Genomic DNA, 2,933 nt, shown 5'->3' with positions numbered 1-2,933 from the left:
TGCATTCAAAGAACAATCTTTTTAATGGAAACGACATATTTATTATTGCCCATTATTTATTGAAAAGAAATGATACTTTACGTTTTAGCGTAAATGTATGTGAAATAAGAAACTTATATAAACATCTTCAGAAAATGGTTAGACAAGATACTCAAGCACTCTTTCAAATGCTTGAGAACAATTTAGATATTTCATTAAGTGAGTTTGATAAACTTTTCATTCTATTAACGCAATTAATTGGCACTGTCAATCAGGTAGAATCAAAAAAATTTAGTGGTTTGATTGTAGCTCATGGTTATGCCACTGCAAGTAGTATTAGCAGCGTCGTTAATCGGATGCTAAAAGCCCATATTTATGATTCATTTGATATGCCTTTAGATATAAGCACAGATGAAATGATCGAACGAATTGAAAACTATATAAAGACTAATAATTATCAAGAAGGCTTATTAGTCTTAGTTGATATGGGATCACTTCATAATATCGGTAAAAAATTAGTTCAAAGCACATCATCTCCCATCATTTTGGTAAACAATGTTTCTACAGAAATGGCTTTGTGGGGAGGTAGTTTACTACAACAGGGCGTAAGTATGATTGAAATATCTGAAAAAATGAAAGAAAGTGGTAAGATTAATTGCCAAATTATTTATCCTGAAAGGACAAAAAAGAAAACGATTATCATTTCTTGTAGCACTGGATATGGAACTGCGTTAAAGCTAAAAGAGATGTTTACAAGAATTGTCCCAAAAGAAAGTTCAGTCTACTTTATCGCTCAAGATTTCGAAAAAATTCTCCAAAAGGGACTAGAGTTGGAGGTATTTAAGACTAATGAAGTTATAGGATTAATTGGTACTAATAATCCTCATATTGACAGCTTACCATTTATTTCTATTGAGGATTTATTTACCGATAAGGATAACCGTCTTTTAAAATTGTTAGAAACACACACAACAAAAGAGTTAGCTGAAGTTGTGAATAATGAAATGATCAAGAATTTATCTTTGAATAAGATTATTGATTCATTGACTATCTTAGATAGTAATAAAATCATTACTCAAATTGAACCTTGTTTGGATTCGTTGGAGCGATATTTAAATAGACAATTAAACAATAGTCAGAAACTAAATCTATATGTCCACATTAGTTGTATGATTGAACGATTAATGCGTGGGAAAAAAATGGACTCCTTTCCGAAAGACGGATATTTTGGAGAAAATCAAGAACAGTTAGGATCATTAATCAGTACCGCTTTTCGTCCTATTGAACAATTATATAATATTTCACTGCCAATTGAAGAATGCTATTACATCTACAATATTACTCAAAACCTGGATTGACACTAAAAATAAATTTGTGGACACTAACTTAATGAAAAGTTAGTGTCACTTTTTTTGTGTGAATAGATAACTTGTGTCACAAAAAGCCTGTTAAACCAAGTGTTTTGAAAATTTAAACTAATTGGCACGCCAATTGCTAGTAATAAAGTGAAAAGGAGGAATTCTATGAGAAAGATTTTATGTATCAGTCATGGAAATTTAGCTAAAGGAATGACTGAAACAGTGAAAATGATTGTAGGAGATTTTAAGAACATCGATTATTATTGTGCTTATTCTAAAGAAGATGAAGATATCGAAAGAGAAATCAATCGTATTATCGAAGAAAATCACGGAAATGAACTTTTCGTTATTTCAGATATTTTTGGTGGAAGTGTAAACAATGAATGGATGAAGAGGATAAACAATGACAATAGTATTCATCTTGTTGCAGGCATGAATTTAGCATTTGTAATTGAACTATTGGTGTTAATCAACGATTCACAAATGAAGGGGGACGAGGCAATTTTAAGGGCAATGAAAACTGCTACAGAAGGTTTTATTTATTGCAATCAGTTAAAAATGAATATTTCAGAAGATGATTTTTAGGAGGGATAAACATGATTAAGCTAGTTAGAGTTGATCACCGATTGATTCATGGTCAAGTCGCCTTATCTTGGACAAACAGCATAAAGGCTGACTGTATTTTAGTTGCAAATGATACTGTCGTAACTGATCCGTTACAAAAAGCAACACTAAAAATGGCTTGTCCTCATAATATCAAAGTAGTAATCAAGACGGTTGAGGATTCGATTAAAGCTATCAATTCGGGAAAAACAGACAAGTATAAACTATTTATTGTCGTAGGCTCTATCGGAGATGCCTATCAATTGATTAAGGAAGTACCCGAGATTACTAGATTAAATCTTGGTGGTACTAAGGCTCGCGAAGGAACGAAGAATATTTCAAAAGCAATTAATGTTTTACCGGATGAAGAAAAACAGCTAAAAGAGTTAGCTGCTAGTGGGATTAATTTAGAAATTCAGCAAGTGCCAACTGACACAGTTATCAATTATAAATAGAATCTGGAGGAAAAAAATGATTATTCCAATGCATGAACTATTGAAGGAAGCAAAAAAAGGAAAATACGGAGTAGCTGCTCCAAACGTGTTCAATCGTGAAACCATTGAGGCATGTTTCTTGGCTGCAAAAGAGTTAAGAGCACCAATCATTTTGGATGTTGCTGGGGTACATGGAATTTATGAATGTGCAGACATCGCCCGTTTTTACGAGAGAAGATATCCAGAAGTACCTGTTGCACTAAACTTGGATCATGGTGGACCATTTGAGGATATTGTCAATGCAATTCGTGCTGGATTTAGTTCAGTTATGATTGACCGATCTCAAAGCAGCTTTGAAGATAATGTTAAAGAAACAGCAGAAATAGTTAAGATTGCTCATGCTTGTGGAGTTTCAGTTGAAGCTGAGCTAGGTCATGTGGGTCAAGCGTATGAGTATGATAAAACTCGAGATACAGGATTGACCAGACCTGAGGAGGCTGCTGATTTTCTAAAACAAACCTCCGTAGATTGTTTAGCAGTAGCTGTTGGGACTTCACAT

General features: G+C 33.3%; 4 protein-coding genes. All 4 read left to right on the top strand.

Annotated features, from left to right (window positions below; genetic code table 11):
• Positions 1-1,337, top strand: a 1,337-nt coding sequence (locus tag OMU_RS07085; protein WP_016179266.1) for a PRD domain-containing protein, incomplete at its 5' end; no start/stop codon positions are given.
• A gap of 165 nt (positions 1,338-1,502) precedes the next feature.
• Complete coding sequence (locus OMU_RS07080) at positions 1,503-1,922, top strand: PTS sugar transporter subunit IIA (RefSeq protein WP_016179258.1); 420 nt, start codon at positions 1,503-1,505, stop codon at positions 1,920-1,922.
• 11 nt (positions 1,923-1,933) lie between these two features.
• Positions 1,934-2,395, top strand: coding sequence for a PTS sugar transporter subunit IIB (locus OMU_RS07075; RefSeq protein WP_016179259.1), 462 nt, complete (start codon positions 1,934-1,936; stop codon positions 2,393-2,395).
• Between the two features lie 16 nt (positions 2,396-2,411).
• The coding region (locus OMU_RS07070; protein ID WP_016179265.1) for a class II fructose-bisphosphate aldolase at positions 2,412-2,933 on the top strand (522 nt) is incomplete at its 3' end.

Origin of the sequence: Enterococcus avium ATCC 14025 (assembly GCF_000406965.1) — a bacterium.
GTDB classification, from domain to species: domain Bacteria; phylum Bacillota; class Bacilli; order Lactobacillales; family Enterococcaceae; genus Enterococcus_A; species Enterococcus_A avium.
Note: the sequence above shows the minus strand (reverse complement) of the source record. Positions and strands in the feature narration are given on the sequence as shown.